The organism is Capnocytophaga felis, from assembly GCF_009684755.1.
GTDB classification, from domain to species: Bacteria; Bacteroidota; Bacteroidia; order Flavobacteriales; family Flavobacteriaceae; genus Capnocytophaga; species Capnocytophaga felis.
Genome location: NZ_BLBC01000008.1, coordinates 147,926 through 172,572 on the forward strand (window position 1 = coordinate 147,926; position 24,647 = coordinate 172,572).

Genomic DNA, 24,647 nt, shown 5'->3' on the forward strand with positions numbered 1-24,647 from the left:
TCAAGGTGTAAAAAGAAAAATACAAGAGGATAAATACAGAAAAACCTTCAACAGAGAAGATGCTCCGTTAAAGGTTTTACTCAAAATAAATCACACAATTTCAGTGTTTTCTATTCTGATTTTGGATTATGAAGACCTATTTTTAAAATATATTTTTCCTCTTTGTCTTTTAAAACCAAAGGTGTGTTGTCAATATCAAACAAGTGTTGTCCGTCTTGAAGTGGCTCAAGAGTTTTCAATAGGCTTTCAGAAGAAGGCAAATCAAAGATTATCTTTTCTTGTCCATCGTTTCGGTTAAATTCTATTGATAGTTGTTCTCCTCTTTCATAAGCCGAAACACTTATGGTAGTACTTCCTCCTCCATCAAAGAAAAATTCGTTTTCTGAAGAATCTTTTTTCTTATTCAATCTTTTCAAAAATCCTCGTCCTGTATGAGTGGATTCTCCTGCAATAGTTTGCAAATTATTTTTTACAATCAAATTGAAGCTGATTCTTCCTGTGTCAAATTTTTTGAAATATTTTGAATAGATAACCGTTCTGAAAGTTTCGTTTGTACCTAACTCTCTTAATTTGTAAGCAATTGGAATACCTGGATTTTCTTTGTTATAATTTGCTCCTTCTTTTACAAATTTTTTGATTTGCTCAATATCCGTGATTGCTTCTCCACCAAGTTGGGCATTTCCTCCTAAAACACGTCCGGTAATTTTTGATGTTTTATTTAAATCATTGTATGCTGTTTCTGCATTAGCATCAAATTTTCCGCCTAAAATTGACGCATTGATTTTTGCTTGAGCTTCTTTTTTAGTTAAAGTTGTTTCAATTCCTAAAAGCAGAACACGTCCCATTTTAATAGATGAAATGTAAACCGGTTTTACATCACCGAAAGCTGTTTGGTAGTCGAAATCTTCCGAGAAGAAATCAGAAGCTTTTGAAGGAATATCAAGATCCACGGTGTAGAAAACTTGCTGAATTTTTACCAAAAAACGTGTTTTTTCTTTATCGTAATTAAAACCTGCACTTGCACTTACTTTGGCTGCCGTACCGTTATAGCTACCTCCCAAAGCAATTTTTAGGTGTTGCTCATCGTGTACTTCTTCAAATGTGTATGAAATGTTCGCTGGAGGAAGCTGGAATTCCTTTTCTAACAAACCGCTTATTGCAGTTCGTACGGTTGAAAGTTTTGGGTTGTCAATAGTAACAGAAGGATTTGTACCTTCTTTTCCTTGTAGGGAAACAGATAGTGTTATAGGTTTTCTTGGGGCTGCAATGGGTAAGTACGAACCATCAATTACGGTTCTGGCTTTTACCAAAGCTCCGGGATAGAAAATTTCTTGGTCGTCAGAAAATAAAAGTTGTTCTTCAAACTGTTTTGCTTGTTCGTATTGTTCTCCTTCTCCTGAAACAGCCAGCCTTCTGGCAAACATTGCACCTGCCGGTCTTGATGAGGATGGAGTTACCAATCTTTCCGAAAAAGGAGCGATTTGCTCAACAGAAGGTAACGAACGGACAAATCCGTTTATATTTTCAACGGCATTTGAATTGTCAGCATTCTCTGCTTTTTGACAAGAAAAAAGTACTGCTGATGACAAAGCAAGTAAACCTGCTTTTACTGAAATTTGTGTTTGCATATAATATAATTTAATTATTAATTTTCGTTGTTTTTTTACAGTTTGTTATTGCTGTAAAGTGAGTTATTAAATTGTTAGTAGTAGTATTTATATGCGTTGTGAATGTTTTTCGGTTTATATGCGAAACCACAAAGTAATTTAGTAAAAGAGTTGATGATGAGTTTATTTTCCGAAAGAAAATCGTAAACCGAAATTCAAGTGAAAATTAAACGGTCTGTCTTGATAAATAGTTTTTATTGGTGTGCTATTGCTGAAATAATAACTTATACTGGGTTCGGCATAAACACCAATCAATGATGAAAAGTTATATTGGAAACCAACCGATGCATTGGCTGACCATTGCAAAGGGTCTATTTTAATGTTTTCGTTTTCATTTTGTTGCATAACTCCATCAAAGAAATGTGTTTTGTTAAGCGTTCCTGATACATTTTTTTCGGCAAGCATTCCCACAGCGGAATACAATTCAAAACCTTTCCAAGAAAACACTTGATATTTCAGATTAAGTGGCAATCCTACGAAATGGAGCTTCTGCTCGCTGGTGAAATAATAAACCTCGCTTCCTTCTCGCAAATCAGAAACTAAACGCGTGTAAGTCAAACCACTTTCCAATGCAAAACGATTGCTGAATTTGTAAGCGAACAAAATCCCCGTGCGAATAGGTAATCGGTGTTTAGCTTCGGTGTGCATTGTTTCGCCATTGCTCAAAGCAAGTGTTCCCAGTAACGGACTATCTTTCCACATTGTTTCTTCTTTTGCCTCCTCAATATTTACAGCGGTAAATTCGCTTGCAATTTCAGGTTTGTTGCTTAAAGAAGAACCCATTCCGCCAGAAGTGAAAATCCCGAAAGACATCCGATTGCGTACAATTTTCGGTTTATCAACCTCCGCAACTTCCTCTAACAGAAGTTCTTCGCCGGATACTACTTTCTCCTGATGTTCTTTGGGTTGCGATATTACAGCCCAAGTATCTTTTCGTGTTTTTGTTTCAGGCTGATTGTCGGTTTTGTCCTCTATGGAGATGAAAAATTCATCAACAGCTTCTTGCTCAGTCGAAACTTTTCTTTTCTTAACAGAAGCAACACTTTCTAACGTGTTTGGATTTACAATTTCATCAGTAAGTATGTCTTCTTTATCGCTTTTAGTTGGAGAAGTTGGTGATTTTTTATCAATATCTTTAACTTCTTCCGAAATATTTGTTATAACAGAATTTGATAATTCTTTTTCGCCACTGAAATAATGATTTAACGTCAAAACAAAGGCTAAAACGGCAGCTGCGGCAGCAAAACGCTTCGTCCACAGGAACAAAACGGCTCGTCGGTGTTTTTTATTTTTTCCTGACATTTCTGCCTGAATGCCTTCCCACAAACCATCGGGTTCCTTGGTTTGATAGTCAGCCATTTGTTTTTGTATGTCTTTTAACCATTTTTCTTTCATAACGAAACAGAATTAAGGGTTCGGTATTGTTTAATTTTGTCAGCCAATAAAAGTTTGGCTCTGTGAAATTGAGAGGCAGAGGAGTTTTCCTTGATGTTCAACAACGCTGCGATTTCCTTGTGGCTTTTTTCTTCAATCACATAAAGGTTGAAAATGGTACGATAGCCCTCGGGTAATTCCCGAATCATTTGATGAATAACATCAGAGGGAATGCCCGAAGTATCAGGTTCATCGTCAATGGTATCCATTTTTTCTTGTTTGAGCTCAACGAACATTGCTTGGCTGTTTCGTTTCATAAATTTGAGTGTTTCATTAACGATAATTTTGGTCATCCAACCTTTGAGCGAACCAACACCACGATATTCAAACGAACTCACGGACGAAAATATTTTCAGAAATCCTTCTTGAAGCACATCTTTAACATCTTCTTCATCTTGTAAATAACGAGAACAAACGGCGGTAAGATATCTGACATATTTGCAATATATCTCCCTCATCGCCTGCTCACTACCTTTTTGTATTTCAAGTAGAAGCATTTGTTCATTATCGTTATCGTTTGATGTCATCCTTTCAATTATGATTCCTTTTTTGGTATTTTAACGAAGTGGACTTTACTTATAAGTCCACTTCGTTTACTTTAAAAGGGAATATTTAGATTTTTTTCTTGTACTAAGCTATATTTTTGTTTATAGATTTAACTTTTTTGAATGTTACCGCACAGAAATGGATTTTTACCGGTAAAAGTCCATTTTGGTGTGATGAAAAATCATTTATTATCAGTAAGAATTGATTTGTGTTCGGTAAAAACCCATTTCTGTGCGGTAAATTCTCATTTTTGGTGGCTTAAAATTCGTTTTTGTACACTTTTTAGTTAATTTTTTTGAGTGACAACAACATTCTATCAAGGGGTTACCTTAGGATGAAGTTGTAAATCAAGCTCGGCAGACTTATTACCACTAAATGATTTCCATTTGAGTTTAAGTTTTACTTTTTGTGAATCTTTTCGAGGTAAATCATTCAAATTAAATGCGATAAGAGTTTCTCCCATAGGTCCGCCAACATCACCTTTGGCGTCGTGTCGTAATTCTACCTCATACGGATTTTCAGCATTAGCACCAGTAAGCAAATTAATGTTATGCTTCACGTTTGCTCGGCTCCATTGTGTACGAAGCCGTAAGGTCAAATAACCGTCTTCGGCAACAGTTAGCCAATCTCTCACAATTTCGATAGGGTCGTTTCCGTATTTGGCATCATTTTCTGCTCCTAAATCAGGGACAGGTTTTTTGGTTCGGATACTGTCTATCCAATTAATGTGTACGTTCTCAATTTTCTGTTTTGTGTCACTTCCTTCTTTTGTGTAATTTACCAATGCTCTTACCTCTTTATCTTTAAAAGGAGATTTTTTCATATTGGTAGGGTTCAATCGGGTGACATCATCTAACTGAAGGAAAAAAGTTCCGTCAGATTGGGGTCGAACAGTTACTACGGCTGTAGGTCGTAAATCGTTAATGTTGTTATCGTCTTTGAGACAAGACTGTAAGGAAAGAACAGTCATCAAAATCCCCAAAGCATACATTGAAAATTTAAACTTGTTCATTGTAATTTGTTTTAATGTTAATTCACTATAGTAAACCCCATTATTGACAAATCTTGCATCTGAAATTTAATTTTAACTAAATTTTAGATTTTTAAAAACAAGTTTTTGTATGCTTTTTTAATTGAAATTATTCTGTAAGTGTTTGTTATATATATTGTTTTGCTTTTTTAATTTCCTGCTCAAAAATATTTTCAAATTCTGGATTTGTAATTCCGTTTTCTTCCGAAAAATTTTCTTCGAAATTAGGTAAAGAGAAGTTTGCTATGATTTCACCTCCGTGGAAAGGCATTCTCGCTAAGGCAATTTCCAAAACCGATTTTCCGCCCCTTGCTCCTGGGGAAGTTGCTAAAAGAAAGAGTTTTTTGCCCGAAAAGCATTTTTGTTCGAGTCGGGTTACCCAATCGAAAGTGTTTTTGAAAGCAGCCGTGTATGCTCCGTTGTGTTCTGCAAAAGAAATCACAATTACTTCGGCAGATTGCCATTTGTTCAACAAATCCGAAGCCTTTGCAGGAATTCCTTCTTCTTTTTCTTTATCCACAGAGAACAAAGGCATTTCATAATCCCGTAAATTGATGACTTCTACATCATTTGAAATTTGTTTGGCTGCAAATTCGGCTAATTTTTGATTGATGGACGTTTTGCTGGTGCTTGCACCAAAGGCTATTACTTTCATATTAAATACGTTTTTTGCAAAAATAATTCTTTAATTTAACAATTGAAAGAAATCATTGCAGTGAAACAAAATTTGTAGAAAACAGCGGAAAATAAATCTTCCGAAAAAGTTAAAATATTTTCATACATTTGCGGATACTTTATTGATAAGAAAAAAATAAAATATACATTATGCAATTATCTAAATTTAGCTTATTTGCTTTTCTTTTAGCTTTTCAGCTATCATTTTCACAAAAAACGCCTGCGGATTATGTAAATCCGTTTATTGGTACGTCAAACTTTGGAGCGACACACCCCGGAGCCATCGCACCACGCGGAATGCTTAGTATTTCGCCTTTTAATGTGTCTTTTTATACCAAAGGAATTGAAAATCCTCTTGAAAAAGATAGCCGTTGGTTATCAAATCCGTACGTGAATGAAAATACCTTCTTAACAGGATTTACACACGTGAATATGAGCGGTGTAGGTTGTCCTGAATTAGGAGTGATTATCGCAATGCCCACTACCGGAAAGTTGGAAACCAATCATTTAAAATATGGTTCAACCTATAAAAATGAACAAGCTTCGGCGGGATATTATAGTACGCATATTGATAAATATAACGTAAAAGCTGAAATGACAGCTTCAATGCGAGCAGGTGTGAGCCGTTATCATTTTCCGAAAGGAGAGTCTAATGTGTTGATAAACTTAGGTTTAGGTCTTACAAATGAACAAGGAGCTATGGTGAAAATCATTTCGCCAACCGAAGTACAAGGCGTGCGAATGGTGGGTTCGTTCTGCTATAATAGCCCGGAATTGGCGTATCCTGTGTACTTTGTAGCAAAGTTATCAAAACCAGCAGATTCCTATGGAGTTTGGCACAAACCCGAAAAATATGAGGGTGTGGAAGCTGAATGGATGCTCTACAATGGAAAAACACGATTGAAAGAAGGCTTTACAAGAGAGGTGGTTGGAGACAGTATCGGGGCATATTTCCGATATAAATTCGATAAAGAGGAAGTTGTGGAGATGAAGGTTGGAGTTTCATACGTGAGTATTGAAAATGCTCGGGAAAATTTGGAGAAAGAAATTGGCAATAAATCATTTACAGAGGTTTACGAACAAACTAAAAACGAATGGAATAAGCAGTTTCACGTAGCATTGGAAGGCGGAACTGACAACCAAAAAACGATTTTTTACACAGGCTTGTATCACACGCTCATTCACCCACATATTTTTAACGACATAAACGGCGATTATCCACAGAGTTCCACTAACAAAATAGGAAAATCAAACCAGCGATACACCGTTTTTTCGCTTTGGGATACGTATCGAAATTATCATCAATTAATGACTTTGCTTTATCCTGAGCAACAGCTTGGTATGGTCCGAACGATGCTTGATATTTACGATGAAAGTGGCTGGCTTCCTAAATGGGAGCTCAATTCTACTGAAACATTCACGATGGTGGGCGACCCGGCGAGTATTGTATTGGCAGACACGTACTTACGTGGGCTTACTGATTTTAACATTGAGAAAGCCTATGAGGCAATGTTAAAAGGAGCTAATACATTAAAAAACAATCCGATACGTTTGGGAGTAGAAGAGTATTGGAATTTAGGCTATTTGAGCGTAGATGGAGGTGTGGCAGGACCTGTTTCTACCACACAAGAATATAACATCGCTGATTTTGCAATTGCTCAATTGGCAAAAAAACTTGGTAAAAAGAAAGATTTTGAACGATTTAGCAAACAATCACTTTCGTATCGAAAATTATTCGACAAACAAACCAAATTGTTACGCCCGCGTCACGCTAACGGAAAATGGTACGCTCCGTTTAATCCTGAAAGTGGTGCGAATTTCGAGAAAAACGTAGGATACATTGAAGGAAATGCGTGGCAATACGTGTATATGGTAACGCACGATGTGAAAGGAATGATGCAAATGATGGGAGGAGCGAAAGCCTTTGAAAAACAGTTAGATTATATTTTTGATAAAGGACAATATGATATGGCAAATGAGCCTGATATTGCTTATCCATATCTTTATAATTATATCAAAGGAAGTGAATGGAAAACACAAAAACGCGTACACGATTTGATTGAACAATATTTTCAAAATAAACCGGCGGGCTTGCCGGGGAATGAAGATACGGGCGTAATGTCGGCTTGGCTTATTTACGGAATGATGGGCTTTTATCCGGTAAGTCCGGGTGAGCCTATTTATACGTTTACTTCGCCTAAATTCAATAAAATAACCCTTACATTAGATAAAAAATACTATCCGAATGACGAACTTACTATCGAATCAAACGCTTCGCCTGAAAATATTTATATTAAACGCATTTTTATAGATGAAAAGCCTTACGATTCATATTTTATAACACACGAACAACTCAAAAAGGCTAAAAAAATACGTTTTGAATTGACAAACCACAAATAATATTTTAAGGATTTTTTTTGTGAATCACACAAAATTTTGCAACAATAAATCAAACGTTGTAACAGGTTTTGTGTGATTTATCTTTTTAAATAAATGTATCAGAATGGAAAACCTCGAAAAAAATCATTTACGAAAGATTATCCACGTGGATATGGACGCATTTTATGCTTCTGTAGAGCAATTGGATTTTCCTGAGCTTCGGGGTAAACCCATTGCGGTAGGAGGTGAACGCGAACGAGGTGTTGTGGCGGCAGCCAGTTATGAGGCTCGAAAATTTGGTGTGCGAAGTGCCATTAGCGGAATGCAAGCGAGGAAATTATGTCCTGAATTGATTTTTGTGCGTCCGAGATTTGAACGTTATCGAGAAATATCAATGCAAATCCGTTCTATTTTCTACGAATACACTGATTTAGTGGAACCTTTATCGTTAGATGAGGCTTATTTGGATGTTACCCAAAATAAGAAGAACAATCCGTCAGCTACATTAATAGCACAAGAAATTCGTCAGCGCATTCTCAAAACTACGGGGCTTACGGCTTCTGCCGGAATTTCCATTAACAAATTTATTGCAAAAATTGCCAGTGATGTTAATAAGCCTAACGGACAAAAAACCGTTACCGTCAGCGAGATACAAGATTTTTTAGATGTACTTGACATCAAAAAGTTTTACGGAATCGGAAAAGTTACCGCCGAGAAAATGTATCTGAAAGGGATTTTTACCGGAAAAGATTTGCGGGAAAAATCACTCGAATTTTTGGAAGTACATTTTGGTAATAACGGACTCTATTTCTATGAATTAGCACGTGGTATTCACCGAAGCGAAGTAAAACCTTATCGAATCCCGAAATCATTAGGAACGGAACATACTTATTCAAAAAATATCACCAGCGAAGTTTATATAGAAGAAAAGCTAATCTCTATCGCCGAGGAGCTTAGCCAGCGGATGCAACGTAAAAAATTAGCAGGAAAAACTGTTACCTTAAAGATAAAATATAGCGATTTTTCAATAAATACACGGAGTAAAACACTTAATCAATTTATTGACAATAAGGAAGATATATTAAATTGCGTAAAAGAATTACTCTATCAACAGCCATTGGAGAATTCTGTGCGTTTACTCGGAATTTCATTATCTAATTTTGATAATAAAAAGGAGAAAGAAGAGGAAAGAATTAAGCCCAAATATATTCAGTTGGAATTACAATTTCCTGATAATTACCTTTTTATATGATTATGTCATAAAAAAACAGAATGAAATAAAAACTTTAAAAAAGATTTATCTCATTCTGTATGAATGGTTTATTTTTGGTAAGATTAATTCAAGCGTCCGTCGGCAATGATTTTTTCAAGAGCTTTAATGGTAACGTCCAAATCTTCATAGGTTAAGGCGTCGTTTAAGAAATAACTTTCGAACGCACTCGGAGGCAGATAGATACCTTCGGCAAGCATTCCGTGGAAGTATTTTTTGAATCGTTCCAAATCGCCTTTAGCTGAAGATTCAAAATCAACTACGGGATTTTCGTTAAAATGTAGTGAAATCATTGAACCAAAGCGATTTATTTGGTACGGAATATCTGTTTTTGAAAGTACATTGTCAAATCCTTCGTGCAGATAAGCCGTCTTTTTGGCAAGGCTTTCAAAAACTTGCGGATTGTTATTAAGTTCAGTAAGCATAGTCAATCCGGCACTCATTGCCAGTGGATTGCCGCTTAGTGTTCCTGCTTGATACACAGGTCCTTCCGGAGCAAGAAAACGCATAATTTCGTTGCGAGCCGCAAAAGCTCCCACAGGCAGTCCGCCTCCGATGACTTTTCCGAAAGTTACAATATCTGCTTGAATACCAAGTACTTCTTGGGCTCCTCCTTTTGCTAAGCGAAAGCCTGTCATTACCTCATCAAAGATGAGCAAACTTCCGTTCTCTGTACAGAGGTTTCTCAAAGCCTCCATAAATCCTTTTTTTGGAGGAACACACCCCATATTTCCTGCAATTGGCTCGATGATAACTCCCGCAATCTGATTTTTATTAGCTTCAAAAAGAGTTTTAACCGATTCAATATCATTGTATTTTGCTGAAAGTGTGTCTTTTGCTGTCCCTTGCGTAACTCCCGGACTGTTGGGGTTTCCGAAGGTAGTGGCTCCGCTTCCGGCTTCAATAAGGAACGAGTCGGAATGCCCGTGATAACAGCCAACGAACTTAATGATTTTATCTCGATTGGTGTATCCTCTTGCCAAGCGTATAGCACTCATACAAGCTTCTGTTCCGCTATTTACAAAACGAATTTTATCGATATTTGGCACCATTGCTACTGCTAACTCGGCAATTTTGATTTCAATTTCAGTAGGGATCCCAAAAGAAGTTCCTTTTTTTGCACGATTTGTAACTGCATCAATAACAGGTGGATACGCGTGTCCTAAAATAAGAGGTCCCCACGATGCGATATAGTCAATGAGTTTGCGTCCATCTTCATCAATTAGGTAAGCTCCTTGTGCTTCTCTGATGAAAATAGGTTCGCCTCCTACCGCATTAAATGCCCGAACAGGAGAGTTAACCCCTCCTGGTAATACTTTTTTTGCTTGAGCAAAAAGCTCACTACTCCTTTTATATAACATAATTTCGTATTGTTTTTTCAATGACAAAGGTAAGATTTTATAAGGATATAAAATTATTTGAGACTAAAAATTTCAAAAATAGTGGAAGAAAAATAAGAAATAGAATTTTATATTTTCTCAATATAAGGGAATTTCATAAAACTTTAAATAGTTAAATGTTGTTAAAATATAAATTTTCTTACTGTTTTTGTGGCTTTAACTTCTTTATGAGGTTAATAGTTGATTTATAGGTTTTTAAGGCTTTGATTTGTTTTGTAAATGTTGTGCTATTACTCACTAAATGAAGCAGAAATCAAATAATGAATTTATTTTCAATGCAAAATAAAGTTGCTATAATGATAAGAAATTAATAAAAAAAATGACTTTTGTGAATTTTAAATATTAAAAAATAATCATTTAGTTGAGATTAATGTGTATTTAGGAATTGATTTATATAAAGTTTGCAATTTCTAAAAATAAAGCTAATATTTGCCAGACTAATTCAAAAAGGGATAAAAGATGAAAGAAAAATTAATTTGGACAGTATCGTTGTTTTTCTTAGCGTTACAAATTGCCCTCGCACAGGAAAAAACGATAACTGGTGTGGTAAAAGATGAGCATGGAGAGCCTTTGCCAGGCATAACAGTAACAATCAAAGGTTCTACCAGAGGTGTTGCTACAGATTTTGATGGGCATTACAAAATCAAGGCAAATGTAGGTGATGTACTCCAATTTTTAGGTGTCGGTTTGAAAACAGTTAGCAAATCAGTATCTGCTTCAACAAGTAAGGTAGATGTAGTAATGCATCTGGAAGTTGAAGAACTTGAAGGAGTGGTAATCGTAGGGTATGGTTCTGTATCTAAAAAAGATTTGACCTCAGCAGTTTCTATTGTGGATGCAGGGACATTGGTTGAAAAACCTGTAACATCAGTAGCACAGGCTTTACAAGGGAAGACAGCTGGGGTTCAAGTTGTGAGTACAGGAGGACGTGCAGGGGATAATACCCAAATTAGTATACGTGGTAATGGCTCTTTAACTGCTTCAAATAATGTGCTATACATCATTGATGGGGTTCCACAAGAGACAATGGTCAATGTTGCAGCTGAGGACATTAAAAGTATGCAAGTGCTTAAAGATGCAGCTTCAGCAGCTATCTATGGTTCAAGAGCATCTAATGGGGTAGTGATTATTGAAACCAAAACTGGTAAGAATAATTCTAAACCTTCTGTTACATTTACATCATCTGTTGGTATTCAGGAGATTATAAAATATCCTAAGTTGTTGAAAGCTCAACAGTACAAACAAGTATTAGATGCTTCTCGTATAAACTATCAAAATGATATAGCTACTGGCATACTTAATGCTCCTAAAAATCCTAATGAGTTAACTCCTTTGCAATTAGGAAACTATGAAACAGATTGGATGTCTTTGGTTTTACAGAAAGGGCTTATCCGTAACAATCAAATTAGTGTGAGTGGAGGGGGAGAATCAACCAGCTTGTATTTTTCTGCATCAAACATTAAGCAAGAAGGTATTATCAAGCAAGACCAGTACCAGATGAGTCGTTTCCGTTTGAATGCCGAACAAAAAGTAGGTAAAAAGTTTTCGTTTGGCGTGCAGTCATATTTTACAATGTCAGAGTCTTCACCTATTGCGGACGACAACAATACGTATCAACCTTGGTCAAAAGCTTTAAACGCTCGACCCGATTTGTCTCCTTATACAGAAGATGGAAAATTGAATAGAAATTTAGGTGTGAACAACCCTTTGCACGCTTTTGAAAGATATGTGATTAGTGAATGGCAACGCGTTGGAGGAACTTTCTATATGAATTATGACATATTGGAAGGACTTAGATGGCGTTCGGCTTATACGGGAAATCTGAATGTAAACCGCTATAACAGATATGACGCACCTAACACAAAACGAGGAGAGAACGGAGATGGTGTGCCAACTGGATATGGATATTATTCAACACAGAACAATAGGGATTTTCAATCAGAAAATACCTTAACCTATGATAAGAGTTTCTTTGATAAAAAACTTAAACTTAACTTCTTGGCAGGACACTCATTCCAAAAATGGATATATGAAGATTCATACGTTGAGGGGGAAAAATTTGCTTCGTCTGACTTGAGATGGTTGGTTTCTGCTGCTGAGATAAATAAAGGTCGTAGTTATTATATTGCTATGGGATTAGAATCCTATTTCTCACGATTACAGCTAAATTGGAGAAACAAATACCATTTAATGGTATCGGCTCGTTACGATGGTTCTTCTAAGTTTTTGCCTGAAAATCGTTGGGGAGTATTCCCAGCTGCTTCTTTGGGATGGACGGTTTCTGAGGAAGAGTTTTTCAAGGTTTCATTTATAAATGACTTGAAATTAAGAGCTTCCATAGGATATACAGGTAATCAAACAGGTATTTCATATGCTTCGGGACAAGATCTTATCGGTAGTGGCTACAACTACGACCAAAATCCGGGATTGGCATCCGCTGAATTGTTTAATCCTGCGTTAAAATGGGAAACAGGTCAGACAATAAACCTTGGACTTGATTTAGGGTTATTCAAAAACAGAATAACATTATCGGCTGATGTTTATGATAAGAAAACCAAGGATTTACTTACACGAGTTGCTGTTCCGCACGAGTCAGGATTTTCTACTCAATTGAGAAATATAGGTTCTATAAGAAACAAAGGATTTGAAGTTACGTTAAATGCTCAAATTATTAAGAGTGAAGATTTTACTTGGGATTTCAATTCTAATTTTTCATACAATAAGAATACGGTAGAAAAGATTGGAAATGAGAAAGGATACTATACAACAGGTTTTGTATCAGTTGTTAAAGAAGGTGCTCCGTTAGGTTCTTTCTACTTACCAGAGGCAATAGGAATTGCACAGGAAAAGTATGAATACAAAAACCAAAAAGGAGAGGTTACCAAAGTTGTATATCCAGGAGATATGTTGTATAAGGATATCAATGGTGATGGTAAAATAGATGCGGAAGACAACGTTCTTTTTGAAGGAGGAATAGCCCCAATATACGGAGGGTTAGGTACCAAGTTTGCTTATAAAATGTTTGACTTGTCTGTCACAGCACAATATTCAATTGGTAAGAGAATTTATGCGATGTACAAAGAGAATGCATTAGCAGGAGGAGATGTTGGTTATCCTGCCTATTCTGAAAATATGATATTAGACCAGATGGATTATTGGACACCGCAAAATACCAATGCAGTAAATCCGCGTCCACATATGGCTGCTTCTGTTGCAAGTTGGAATAATTTGAGATCTTCTCGTTTTTTGGAAAACGCAGATTATTTAAGAATATCCGACATTACGTTAGGATTTAATGTGAAAGGAGAGGATATAAAAAATATTGTGAAGTCATTGCGTATATACGCTCAGGTAAGAAATCCTTTTACCTTTACTAAATATTCAGGTGTAGATCCTGAAACTCATTACGTTGATCAATCTCAATATTCAAGTCAAAATCGTTCTGATACAAGCAAGATATCCGCAGGAGTTGATTATAATGGTATTCCGAACGTGAAGGTGTATTCTTTGGGATTAAACATTAATTTTTAAAAAAGAAGAAGATGAAAAAAATAGCATTAATATTATCAGTGGTGATAAGTCTGTTTGCATCGTGCAGTAAGGAATTGGATTTGCCTTCACAAGCTTCGCTTTCAGCAAATGCACCTTTATCATCAGAAGATGTAGACAAATTACTGAATGGGTTATATACAGCTGTTCAGAAGCCTAATGATTATGGTTATTTTAATATTATGATGACCGAAATTATGGGAGACAACTTCAAGCCCTATAAGTTTCAGTGGTTTCAAGTAAAAAATTTGTACGAAAAAACCATTCCTACAAAAGATATTTTGTTGAGTTACCAGTATAGAGATTATTACAAAGGTATCAGCCGTGCCAATACGATTTTGAATGTGCCTACTGCCACTAATGCACAAAAGGGACAGGCTCGTTATTGCAGAGCTTTAACCTACCTTAGATTGTTTGATATCTACGAGAGAGTGCCTTTAGTGGATGAGAACTACAAAGGGGAGCCCATAGCAGTTTCTTCTAAGGAAGCAATTCTGGATTTCATTGTAGAAGACTTAAAATTTGCTAAGGAATACTCTCCGGAGTTGGATGATAAAAGAATGGAACAGGCTCAGAAATTTCCTACTAAAGAGGCGGCTTCGGCACTCTTGGCACGTGTATATCGCGTTCGAGGAAATATGGCAGCAGCCACGGCTGAGGCTGAGGCTTTGATTACCTCGGGAAAATTCTCGTTGGCTGATAATCCTTTGGAAAGAACCTCAGAAGTCATTTTCCGATTTGCAGGTAATAAAGCAGAAGAGAACGGAGAATGGGGCTGGATTATGAGCTGGGAAGCAAGAAACTGGAATTGTTTCGGTGCATCCGACGAACTCACCGCTCTTATTAAAGGCGAAGATACTCGTAAAATACTATTTGATTTTGAAAACAGTGCAGATAGAAAAGGATATGTATTTTCGAAAAAGTATAAAACCGAAAGCAACTCAGACCTACTTGTTTCACGAATTGCAGAAATGTACTTAATTTCTGCTGAAGGAGGAAATACAAACAGACTTACGGAATTGCAAGCGGTAAGAAAATCTTCATTATCCTTAGATGATGAAAGAAGATTGGAAATGTCTTTTGAATGGACTCGCTGGCAGGATTTAAAACTTAAAGGGATAGAAAATTACGTGCCACCTTATCCTGAAGGAGCTTTAAATGCAAATACATTGTTAGGTAAATAGTTTCTTTTTGATAGAAACAAACAACAAAAATCGCAGTAATATATTTTTTACTGCGATTTTTGTTTTGGATTCAATCTAAGTGGTCATTTCAACTCCATTTTTTCAGCAAAATAATCACAGAAATCACGCATTGTATCACGCATTTTTTCGTCGTTGGTGGCTCTGTGAAAGGTGTCAGCCATTGCAGAAAGAGTTTGGTAGAAAAACATTTTCATTTCATCAACAGGCATTTCTTTGGTCCACAGGTCAATACGCAAGGCTTCCTTAGTTTTAGCGTCCCAAACAGACAGAAAAATAGCTTTAGCCTCTTCGTTGTAAATTCCGCCATCTTCGGCATTCCAAAATAGTTTTTCAGGAATCTTATTTTCGTCTAACTCAACGGTTAATTGAATGTTTGATGTTTTTTGCATTATTTTTTAGGTTTGTAAAAAGATTGTTTGAATAATTCGTCGGGTTTCATTGCAAGCATCTCAATTATTGATATTTGCTCGTTTTTCTTCATAAATGCTTTAACAATTTGTAATCCGATAAAACGCCCCACGCCTCCAGGCGATTCACTATCCAATTCCAAATAAAATTTTGAGAAAGGAGAAGGATATATAAATCTGTTTAGTAGTTTTTTGTCTGTTTGATAAAGGAGTTCATTATCAATGAAATATCTCCATATTTGCGATTCGTTTTCCACAGCCCACTTCCATTTGGTTTTGTCATATTTCAAAATTTCGGCTTCGGATTTTTTGGGCAGAAGAACCTCTGTGAGATATAACTTTTTGCCTTCATAAATCATATTATCCAAGAATGTAAGGTGCTGACGGCGAGGAACTAATTTGTCCGTAAAGGATTCGGCAACATCAATGACAATATTTTCTTTTTTTAGTTCAAAACGGATATATTTCTGAATATTTTCGTAAAAATGATGATTTTCACCTAAATAGTTATCAATCCCGATTAATAATAAACTATCAGCATAAATAACTCGAGATTGGTAATCTACCTCTGAGGTAAGTGTGATAACCTTAGGAGCTTGAAAATTAGGGAAATAATATTTGATATGTTGAAACAGATTTTTAATTTCTTGCTTCTCTTTTGACAAATTACCCACATTTTTCTGAACTTCCTTGTATAGTGCTTGTCTCAAACTATCTTTTTGAATATCAATCCATTCATTGTCGCTTATGTTTGAAGTAAAAAAGAAAGGATAAGCCTTTCTCAGTTCCGGAATTTTTTCTGAAGGAGTTGCAAAAAAAAGAGAGTCAAAACGCACTGTTTCAATCTCCATTGGTATTTGAGCAATTTCTTTTTCTTTTTTATCCCCGCAAGCCATAAAGGCGAGCAAACTGACCAACAGAAGTGATTTTTTCATTGTTAATTAATCTAAACTGTGTTGGCAAATATATGAAAAAAATAAAAAGTAAAAAATGTGGAAGATGGTCTGTATTTTACTTTTTCGTGATAATTAGGTATTGATTTGTTTTTCTGTTGTATATTTGCAAGGTACTTTGGATTAAAATTTGAATTTTTTAAGATAGAAAAACAGCAAAATATTGCAGAGATGAAAAAAATAGAAGGATTTTCAAAACTAACAAAACAACAAAAGATAGATTGGCTGTGCGAAACGTATTTTTCGGATGACAAGCAGGCACATTCGTACTTTGAAAAATATCATAATGCAGATGAAAACTTACAGAAATTGCACGACGAATTTATAGAAAATGCGATTTCTAATTATTATCTGCCTTTTGCCATAGCTCCAAATTTTGTTATCAATGGGAAAACTTATACCGTCCCGATGGTTATTGAAGAAAGTTCTGTGGTTGCTGCCGCTAGCCGAGCCGCTAAATTTTGGGAATCTCGCGGAGGATTTAAAGCTGAAGTAATTTCTACTGAAAAAAACGGACAAGTACATTTTATGTTCTATGGAGAAAAGACAGATTTGGAATGTTTTTTTACTAAAATAAAACCTAAAATGTTAGCTGATGCACAGGTTATTACTGCTAATATGGAAAAACGAGGCGGTGGCATAACCGATATTCGTTTGGTGGATAAAACCTCTGAACTTGCGAATTATTATCAGCTTTTTGCTACTTTTGAAACGCTGGATGCAATGGGGGCGAATTTCATCAATTCGTGTTTGGAGTCCTTTTCGCAAACTTTCCGTCAGGAAGCCGTAAATTTTCCTGAAATAGATGAAAACTATGAGATTGTAATGTCGATTTTGTCAAATTACGTTCCGGAATGTTTGGTTAGGGTTGAAGTTTCTTGTCCGACGGAGCGTTTGGCTGTTGCAAACTTAGACGGAAAGGAATTTGCAGAAAAATTTGTCAGGGCGATAGCAATTGCGAATGCTGAGGTTCGTCGGGCAACGACTCATAATAAAGGGATTATGAACGGAATAGATTCGGTGATTTTAGCCACAGGAAATGATTTCCGTGCGGTGGAGGCAGGCGTTCACGCTTATGCTGCTCGAAGCGGAAAATACCAAAGTTTAACGCAAGCTTTTGTTGAAGATGATGTTTTTCATTTTAAAATAGAAGTTCCGTTGGCAGTGGGTACGGTTGGCGGATTAACCAATTTGCATCCGCTTGTGAAAACTGCTCTGCAAATTTTAGAGAAGCCTTCGGCTAAGGAATTAATGCAGATTGCAGCTACGGTGGGGCTGGCTCAGAATTTTGCGGCGGTAAGTTCGCTCATAACACTTGGTATTCAAAGAGGGCATATGAAGATGCATTTGATGAATATTTTGAATCAGTTAGGAGCCAATGATGCTCAAAAACAATATATTACAGAATATTTCAAAGATAAAACATTGACATACAGAGATGTTTCTGCTGTGCTTGAAAGTGTACGTCATTTAAATTGATAGTAAATAATTATTAACTTAAAAATATTTTCCTATGAAAAAACTATTTTTACTAATTGCATTTGTATGCCTACAGAATGTATTTGGGCAAATTACATCGGAGGAGTTTAGTTCAAGTCGGCTTAATGACAAACGGAAGATAGCAATTTATCTCCCTGAAGGATATTCCGAAAGAGAATCATATCCACTTTTTGTTGTGCTTGACGCAGCTTCACTTATGGAGCCTATGATTGCAGCGACACGTTATTACGAGTATCTTCAGTGTATGCCCAAAAGCATAATTGTTGGGATATTCAACACACATACAGATGTTGCCATTGCTGAAGAAGTAGGTCATCCAATGAATGAAACTGCTCAGTTTTTTGAATTTATCGGGACTGAGTTAGTGCCTTACATAAAAGGAAAATATCCAATCAATACTTTGCGAGGAATTGTGGCTTCAGAAGAAGCAGCATATTTTGCAAGTCATTATCTTTTAAGCGACAAACCTCTGTTTAATGCCTTAATAGCGTTGAATCCTAAAGTTCAATCTTATATAAGAGAATCTCTTCCTGAACAGTTTACCAAAGCAAGGCATCATAGGTTCTGTTATATTGCAACTACCGATATGGAAAACGATAAAACCTTGAAAGAAATTGAAGCCTTGGACATTCAGCTTGAAAAGGCCTTCAATAAAAATGTGAATTATAATTATGAGAAATTTGCAGGAACATCGCCTGAATCTGCTGATTTGATGGGAATTGCACGAGGATTAGATTTGCTTTTTGATATTTATAAGCCAATCACTGCAAAAGAATTTAAGGAGAAAATACAACCTTTACAACAGAATATTTTTCAGTATTTGGGAGATAAATACACAAAAATTCAGAACGAATTGGGCGTGAAGAAAAAACCATCGCTCAATGATGTGCTTGCTATTTATGATGCTATTCATCAAAAGGAAGATTGGCCATCATTATCGGATTTATCTGATTTTGTGAAATCAAACGGATATAACGATACGGCAATGCCAAATTTCTTCTTAGGAGAATATTATGAAAAAATAGAAGAATACAAAAAGGCAATGCGGGCATATCAAAAAGCTTATGGAGAACCGAGTATTGATTTTATCAATTCTGACCTAATTAACGAACGAATAACAAATTTAAGAGGCAAGTAATCAAGTTTTTAGTCTGATTAATAGTGAATTATGAAAGTTAAAACGACATACTTTTGCCAAAACTGTGGTACTCAGTATAGTAAATGGCAAGGGCAGTGTTACGCCTGTAAACAGTGGAACACCATTGTTGAAGAAGTTGTTCAAAAAGAAGAAAAAAAAGCTTGGCAGGTAGAGACTTCTAAAGCAAAAAAAACAGCTAAATATGTTTCTGTTTCTCAGATAAGTACCCAACAGGAAACGCGTTTGAATAGTAACAATCACGAGCTGAATAACGTTCTGGGAGGAGGAATTGTGCCTGGTTCTGTGATATTACTTGGTGGTGAGCCTGGCATTGGGAAAAGTACGCTTTTGTTGCAAATTGCACTCAATTTGCCTTACAAAACGCTTTATGTGTCGGGTGAAGAAAGTGAAAAGCAAATCAAAATGCGAGCTGATCGCATTCCACACAAGTTGGATAATTGTTTCATACTTACAGAAACAAAAACACAAAATATTTTTCATCAAATCAAAGAGTTACAACCTGAGATTGTTATAATTGATTCTATTCAAACCTTGCAAACCGATTACATTGAAGCCTCTGCAGGAAGCATTTCGCAAATCAGGGAATGTACCTCCGAGCTTATAAAGTTTGCCAAGACAACCAACACGCCCGTTATTCTTATTGGGCATATCACTAAAGACGGACAAATTGCAGGACCAAAAATTTTGGAACATATGGTGGATACGGTTCTTCAATTTGAGGGAGACCGAAATCACGTATATCGCATTTTACGTTCACTAAAAAATAGATTTGGTTCTACTTCAGAATTAGGGATTTATGAAATGATGAGTAGCGGTTTGCGTGAGGTGAATAATCCGTCCGAGATTTTAATTTCCAAAACGGATGAAAACATCAGTGGAACTGCCATTGCCGCTACTTTAGAAGGAATGCGTCCGTTAATGATTGAAATACAATCACTTGTAAGTACTGCGGTTTACGGTACGCCTCAACGAAGTGCAACTGGATTTAACGCCAAGAGACTCAATATGTTACTTGCCGTATTGGAAAAAAGAGCCGGTTTCCGATTGGGGGCAAAAGATGTATTTTTGAACATAACAGGAGGTATCACTATTGACGATCCGGCTACTGATTTGGGAGTTGCGATGGCAATTCTTTCTTCTAATGAAGATATTGCAATTGAGAAAAATGTCTGTTTTGCAGGTGAAGTGGGATTAGGAGGAGAAATACGCCCCGTGCAACGTGTGGAACAACGCATCACGGAAGCCGAAAAACTCGGATTTGAAACCATTTTTATTTCCAAATACAATAAAATTGCTCTGAAAAATACGGCGATAAAAATTGTAAAAGTTGCTAAAATAGAAGACGCTATTCAGGAATTATTCGGATAAGCCCAAAAGCTCAAATTTTTAAAATTTGAGCTTTTGAAAACCTATTTTTTCTTTTTTCCACTGCGGAAAAACAACACGGTCATCACTATAAACCCGATACAAACAAGTCCGAAAAAACCGATAATAATGCTGCCGGCAGTGTGGTCATAAAGTGCAATGTTTTGAGTTATCATATTAAATACTGAATTTAAAATGGCTAATTTATAGCTTTTTAGTATTCAAAAATATGACATTTATCATAATTTGGGTGGTTGAAATGTTTGTTTGTTTTTAAAGTATTGATTATTAGTGTGTTGTTTTTCTATTTTGAATTGTTTTAAAAAATATTTCTGTAAAATATGAGCCATTTCTATTCTCGTCTGTAAGCCAAATCATTTAAATTTTTGAGAAATAAATCTTACATTTGCAACGTTGAACTACTATTAAAGCAAAGGGACTAATGGAAAATATACAGGCTATAAAACAACGGTTTAGTATCATTGGCAATACTCCAAAACTCAACCGAGCTATTGAAAAAGCAATACAAGTTGCTCCAACGGATATTTCGGTGCTGGTTACGGGAGAAAGTGGCGTGGGAAAGGAATCCATTCCGAAAATAATACATTCTTTGTCCTTGCGAAAACACGGCAAATACATCGCTGTGAATTGTGGTGCTATTCCCGAGGGAACGATTGATTCTGAGTTGTTTGGTCACGAAAAAGGAGCTTTTACAGGAGCTACCTCTACTCGTAGCGGATACTTTGAAGAAGCCGACGGAGGAACTATTTTTCTGGACGAGGTGGGCGAACTTCCACTAACTACGCAAGTGAGATTACTTCGTGTGCTTGAGAATGGCGAATTTATTAAAGTAGGTTCATCAGTTGTACAGAAAACCAACGTTCGTATTGTGGCTGCAACGAACGTGAATTTGTTTGAAGCCATCAAAAAAGGAAAATTTCGTGAAGATTTATACTATCGTTTAAGTACGGTTGAGATTTATTTGCCCCCGCTTCGGGAACGAAAAGAAGATATTCATCTGTTATTTCGAAAATTCGCCTCTGATTCTGCCGAAAAATACAAAATGCCTCCGGTAAAACTAACTGATGATGCGGTAAATCTGCTCTTAAGCTATCGATGGAATGGAAATATACGCGAATTGCGAAATGTTGCAGAGGAAATTTCAGTTTTGGAAAGAAAAAGGGATATTTCAGCAACTACTTTGAAAGAATATTTGCCTGATGAGAGTACAAATTTACCAACAGTGATGGGAGCAACCCGAAATGAAAGTGAATTTAGTAACGAACGGGAGATATTATATAAGGTGTTGTTTGATATGAAAAACGACCTGAATGATTTGAAAAAGTTGACTTTAGAACTCTTACAACACGATAATTCTCAGAAAGTTAAAGAAGATAATAAAGGACTGATTCACAGAATATACGGAGAGAGTTCACGCCCAGCAGAAGCTACACCTATGGTTTCCATCATTCCTGTGGAACACGTACAACCTTTACGAGATATCTCTGATAAGGAGGAACTCTATGATTATGAGGAAGATATCACTGAAGAACCTCTTTCTTTACAGGATAAGGAATTAGAGTTGATTATCAAGGCTTTGGAAAGAAATGGAGGAAAGCGAAAGGAAGCCGCAAAGGAATTAGGTATTTCAGAAAGAACACTTTATCGAAAGATTAAGCAATATAATCTGGATTTATAAGTATAAAATTTTTAAAATAGTAATAATCAATATTTTTGATGACAAACTCATTGAAGATATTGATTTTTAAATAACTTGTTTTCTATCTTATAATTAAATTAAATAAAAATAACTTCAAAATATAAAAAATGACTTTGTCTGTTTGGCGTTATGCCCATTTGGCTTTGGCTTTGTTAGGTTCTGTTTTCATCTTAATTGCTTCTGTAACAGGAATGATTTTGGCTTTTGAACCTGCTGTGAATTATTCCAAAGCCCTAAAAAGTGTTGATTTAGATGATGTTAATTTAAAGGAAACTATCATTTCTTTGAAAGAAAAATATCCGGAAATTCTAACTTTGAAAGTAAACGAAAATGATTTTGTACAGGCTGAAGTTATTGACAGTGAGGGAAATAATTCTGTTTTCTATATTAATCCCAAAACGGCTGAAAAAATCGGGGAAACCTTTAAAAGAGCGGAAATTTTCACTTTTTCACAGACATTACATCGTTCGCTTTTTATGGGAAAAGCAGGACGCATCATTATGGCGGTAACTTCTTTGCTGCTTATGATGATTGCTTTTTCTGGTATATTTCTGATTATCAGGAAACAAAAAAGCTGGAGGCATTTTTTTCGCAACATCGTAAAAGAGAATTTTTTTCCTTATTACCATACGATTTTCGGCAGATGGATTTTGATACCTATTTTCATTATTACTTTTACAGGGCTGTACCTTTCGTTGGAAGGATTTTCGCTATTGCCTGCGGAAGCATCTTTGAAGGAAGTAAACGTCGATTTGCTTTCGGAAGAGCCTAAAAAAGAGATTTCGGATTTTGTGGCGTTTGAGGTTCCTTTGTCAAAAGTTCGTAAAGTAGAATTTCCTCTTTTTGAAGATATTGAAGAATTCTATCGAATAGAAATGATTGATAAAAAGTTGATTATTAATCAATTTACAGGAGATGTGCTTCGCCAGTCTGATTCTTTCCTAACGAAGATTATTTCGCATTACAGCTTAATTTTGCATACGGGTCGTAGCAATTTAATTTGGTCTTTTGTATTGTTTTTGTCCTGCATCGGGATATTATTTTTTATTTATTCGGGATTTGCAATTACACTAAAACGCAGAAAATCAAAGATTAAGAATCCGTTTAAAAAAGAAGAATGCACACATATAATTCTCGTAGGTTCTGAGGGAGGAACTACTTTTGTTTTTGCAAATATGCTTCATAATGAATTGATTCGATTGGGAAAGAAAAGTTTTCTGGCAGAAATGAACGCTTTTTCTCTTTACGAAAATATGGAACATTTAATTGTGATGACTTCAACCTATGGTCAAGGAAATGAGCCTTTTAACGCTACAAAATTTAAAAAATTATGGCAAGAAAATGAGGTTAAGAATCCTTTTTGGTTTTCTGTTGTGGGCTTTGGTTCGTTGGCTTATCCTGATTTTTGTAAATATGCCTACGAGGTTGATGAGTTGTTGAGAAAGTCTTTAAAAGGAAAATCTTTTGTTGATATACATACAGTTAATAATCAGTCCTTTGAGTCATTTTCTCACTGGGCAAACTTATGGGCTGAAAAACAAGGAATTGTATTGCAATTGCCAGCTGAAATGATTTTGAGAAAGAAACGAAAACAATTTGATTTTAAGGTAGTTAAAAAAACAGATATTCAGTGTGATGAAACATTTTTGCTTGTTTTAAAACCTATTGATACAGTGAATTTTGAATCTGGAGATTTACTTGCCATAACGCCCGATACTGATGGTCGTGAACGATTGTATTCCATTGGTAAAACCATTGATAATGAGGTGTTATTAAGTGTAAAACGTCACGAAAAGGGGATTGTGTCAAATTTGCTAAATAATTTAAAATCAGAAGATTTGTTAAAAGCAGGCTTGGAAATAAATCAAGGATTTCATTTTCCTAAAAAAGCAAGTCAGGTGGCTTGTATTGCTACGGGAACAGGGATTGCTCCTTTTTTGGGAATGGTTGAAAACAATAAGAAGCAAATTCCTATAACGCTCATTTGGGGAGGAAAAAACAGGGAATCGTTTGATATTTATCGCGAAACCGTTTTGAAAAATATGTCCGAGAAAAGGATTTCAGATTTGCATTTGGCTTTCTCTCGTTCTGAAAATAAATGTTATGTACAAGATATTGTGCAGGAGAAGGCTTTGTTTTTTGCTAAACTACTTGAAAATAATGGAGTTGTGATGATTTGTGGTTCTGTTGCAATGCAAAAAGGGGTGATTACTATTCTTGAAAAGGTCTGTAAGGAACATTTGAAAAAAACATTGAGTTATTTCCAAAACAGAGGACAAATCCGAATGGATTGTTATTAAAGCAGGAGGCTAAAAAAATCTTTATTTTTAATTGGAGTTTTCAACATTTATTGTTGAAAACTTTCTGAAAATCTGTTTCCGAAATCTT

The 24,647-nt window shown here is 35.8% G+C and carries 18 protein-coding genes; 9 read left to right on the top strand and 9 right to left on the bottom strand.

Features of this window, described 5'->3' with window-relative positions; translation table 11 throughout:
• Positions 1 to 110 precede the first annotated feature (110 nt).
• The 5 genes from GN105_RS07525 to GN105_RS07545 form a co-directional block, all read right to left on the bottom strand.
• Positions 111 to 1,628, bottom strand: a complete 1,518-nt coding sequence (locus tag GN105_RS07525) for a thiol-activated cytolysin family protein (RefSeq protein WP_155284792.1) — start codon at positions 1,626 to 1,628, stop codon at positions 111 to 113.
• A gap of 162 nt (positions 1,629 to 1,790) precedes the next feature.
• Positions 1,791 to 3,062, bottom strand: coding sequence for a putative outer membrane beta-barrel protein (locus GN105_RS07530; RefSeq protein ID WP_155284793.1), 1,272 nt, complete (start codon positions 3,060 to 3,062; stop codon positions 1,791 to 1,793).
• Positions 3,059 to 3,628: an RNA polymerase sigma factor gene (locus GN105_RS07535; RefSeq protein WP_155284794.1), complete on the bottom strand. Its 570-nt coding sequence runs from the start codon at positions 3,626 to 3,628 to the stop codon at positions 3,059 to 3,061. Before GN105_RS07535 ends, GN105_RS07530 begins: the two co-directional genes overlap by 4 nt.
• Positions 3,629 to 3,963: 335 nt before the next feature.
• A complete protein-coding gene (locus GN105_RS07540; RefSeq protein ID WP_155284795.1) occupies positions 3,964 to 4,659 on the bottom strand; it encodes a NigD1/NigD2 family lipoprotein in 696 nt (231 codons plus the stop codon).
• Between the two features lie 145 nt (positions 4,660 to 4,804).
• Entirely contained in the window at positions 4,805 to 5,332 is a 528-nt protein-coding gene (locus tag GN105_RS07545; RefSeq protein WP_155284796.1) for an NADPH-dependent FMN reductase, read from the bottom strand.
• 170 nt (positions 5,333 to 5,502) lie between these two features.
• Here GN105_RS07545 and GN105_RS07550 point away from each other — a divergent pair, with 170 nt between their 5' ends.
• Together GN105_RS07550 and dinB are read left to right on the top strand one after the other, a co-directional pair.
• Positions 5,503 to 7,752 (top strand): GH92 family glycosyl hydrolase, encoded by a 2,250-nt coding sequence (locus GN105_RS07550; RefSeq protein ID WP_155284797.1) that lies wholly within the window; start codon positions 5,503 to 5,505, stop codon positions 7,750 to 7,752.
• Between the two features lie 103 nt (positions 7,753 to 7,855).
• Positions 7,856 to 8,983 carry a DNA polymerase IV gene (gene dinB / locus GN105_RS07555; RefSeq protein ID WP_155284798.1) on the top strand — a complete coding sequence of 376 codons (1,128 nt, stop codon included), beginning with the start codon at positions 7,856 to 7,858 and terminating at the stop codon, positions 8,981 to 8,983.
• 83 nt (positions 8,984 to 9,066) lie between these two features.
• Here dinB and hemL read toward each other — a convergent pair whose 3' ends face one another.
• Positions 9,067 to 10,362 carry a glutamate-1-semialdehyde 2,1-aminomutase gene (gene hemL, locus GN105_RS07560; RefSeq protein ID WP_155284799.1) on the bottom strand — a complete coding sequence of 432 codons (1,296 nt, stop codon included), beginning with the start codon at positions 10,360 to 10,362 and terminating at the stop codon, positions 9,067 to 9,069.
• Positions 10,363 to 10,860: 498 nt separating this feature from the next.
• Here hemL and GN105_RS07565 point away from each other — a divergent pair, with 498 nt between their 5' ends.
• Both GN105_RS07565 and GN105_RS07570 read left to right on the top strand, forming a co-directional pair.
• Positions 10,861 to 13,932 carry a SusC/RagA family TonB-linked outer membrane protein gene (locus GN105_RS07565; RefSeq protein ID WP_155284800.1) on the top strand — a complete coding sequence of 1,024 codons (3,072 nt, stop codon included), beginning with the start codon at positions 10,861 to 10,863 and terminating at the stop codon, positions 13,930 to 13,932.
• Between the two features lie 11 nt (positions 13,933 to 13,943).
• Entirely contained in the window at positions 13,944 to 15,134 is a 1,191-nt protein-coding gene (locus GN105_RS07570; RefSeq protein ID WP_155284801.1) for a RagB/SusD family nutrient uptake outer membrane protein, read from the top strand.
• A gap of 83 nt (positions 15,135 to 15,217) precedes the next feature.
• Here GN105_RS07570 and gldC read toward each other — a convergent pair whose 3' ends face one another.
• Both gldC and gldB read right to left on the bottom strand, forming a co-directional pair.
• Positions 15,218 to 15,544, bottom strand: coding sequence for a gliding motility protein GldC (gldC, locus tag GN105_RS07575; protein ID WP_155284802.1), 327 nt, complete (start codon positions 15,542 to 15,544; stop codon positions 15,218 to 15,220).
• A complete protein-coding gene (gene gldB, locus GN105_RS07580) occupies positions 15,544 to 16,497 on the bottom strand; it encodes a gliding motility lipoprotein GldB (RefSeq protein ID WP_155284803.1) in 954 nt (317 codons plus the stop codon). The genes gldC and gldB overlap by 1 nt, the downstream gene beginning before the upstream one ends.
• Before the next feature lie 180 nt (positions 16,498 to 16,677).
• Here gldB and GN105_RS07585 point away from each other — a divergent pair, with 180 nt between their 5' ends.
• Genes GN105_RS07585 through radA form a run of 3 tightly spaced genes read left to right on the top strand, consistent with a single transcriptional unit; the run spans position 16,678 to position 20,542 of the window.
• Positions 16,678 to 17,994, top strand: coding sequence for a hydroxymethylglutaryl-CoA reductase, degradative (locus GN105_RS07585; protein ID WP_262884844.1), 1,317 nt, complete (start codon positions 16,678 to 16,680; stop codon positions 17,992 to 17,994).
• A 34-nt stretch (positions 17,995 to 18,028) separates the two neighbouring features.
• Positions 18,029 to 19,153 carry an alpha/beta hydrolase gene (locus GN105_RS07590; protein WP_155284805.1) on the top strand — a complete coding sequence of 375 codons (1,125 nt, stop codon included), beginning with the start codon at positions 18,029 to 18,031 and terminating at the stop codon, positions 19,151 to 19,153.
• Positions 19,154 to 19,180: 27 nt separating this feature from the next.
• Positions 19,181 to 20,542: a DNA repair protein RadA gene (gene radA, locus GN105_RS07595; RefSeq protein ID WP_155284806.1), complete on the top strand. Its 1,362-nt coding sequence runs from the start codon at positions 19,181 to 19,183 to the stop codon at positions 20,540 to 20,542.
• 41 nt (positions 20,543 to 20,583) lie between these two features.
• Here the strand turns inward: radA and GN105_RS13080 are convergent, their stop codons facing one another.
• A complete protein-coding gene (locus tag GN105_RS13080; protein ID WP_255317897.1) occupies positions 20,584 to 20,715 on the bottom strand; it encodes a hypothetical protein in 132 nt (43 codons plus the stop codon).
• A 266-nt stretch (positions 20,716 to 20,981) separates the two neighbouring features.
• On the opposite strand from GN105_RS13080, the gene GN105_RS07600 reads away from it, so the two are divergent.
• Entirely contained in the window at positions 20,982 to 22,238 is a 1,257-nt protein-coding gene (locus tag GN105_RS07600) for a sigma-54 interaction domain-containing protein (protein ID WP_155284807.1), read from the top strand.
• A gap of 128 nt (positions 22,239 to 22,366) precedes the next feature.
• Entirely contained in the window at positions 22,367 to 24,559 is a 2,193-nt protein-coding gene (locus GN105_RS07605) for a PepSY domain-containing protein (protein ID WP_155284808.1), read from the top strand.
• Positions 24,560 to 24,647 lie beyond the last annotated feature (88 nt).